Below are 660 nucleotides of genomic sequence, written 5' to 3'. Positions count from 1 at the left end.
TCCGCTCAATGAGCGGATTTTCTATTTGTAATAAAATATATCATTTCCTATTAAGCTTCACAAGAAGAACAAGAAACTAAGTTTGCAACTAATTCCTTAGAAACTGATTGTGAACGCTGATAGTACAATGTTTTTACACCTAATTGCCAAGCTTCGATCATCAAACGGTTAACTTCTTTCACAGGTAAATCTGGTGGAATATTTAGGTTTAATGACTGCGATTGATCTACATATTTTTGACGAATCGCTGCTTGTTGAACAATTTCTAATTGAGAAATTTCTTTGAATGTTTTGAACACATCTTTTTCCTCTTTTGTCAATTGTTCTAAATGTTGCACAGAGCCACCATTCAACATGATTTCGCGCCAAATATCTTCGTTATCGATTCCTTTTTCTTGTAATAATTTAGTCAAATATTTATTCTTACGCATAAAGTTTCCTTTCGATAAACCTGCTTTGTAATAATTTGAAGCAAACGGCTCAATTCCTGGAGAAGTTTGTCCTAAAATCGCAGAAGAAGACGTAGTTGGTGCAATTGCACAAGTTGTTGTATTACGACGTCCGTAGCCTTTTAAAACCTCTGGTTCACCATAAATACGAGCTAATTCTTCCGAAGCTTTATCTGCTTTAGATTGAATATGCTTGAAAATTTCTGTTGTA

The 660-nt window shown here is 34.1% G+C and carries 1 pseudogene; it reads right to left on the bottom strand.

What is annotated here, in order from left to right:
- Nucleotides 1–50: 50 nt before the first annotated feature.
- Nucleotides 51–660 (bottom strand): annotated as a pseudogene (locus B2217_RS03180) (ribonucleotide-diphosphate reductase subunit alpha); the annotation flags it as partial.

This window comes from Empedobacter sp. UBA7620 (genome assembly GCF_002484185.1).
Taxonomy (GTDB): Bacteria; Bacteroidota; Bacteroidia; order Flavobacteriales; family Weeksellaceae; genus Empedobacter; species Empedobacter falsenii_C.
This window is presented reverse-complemented; position numbering and strand designations above follow the sequence as displayed.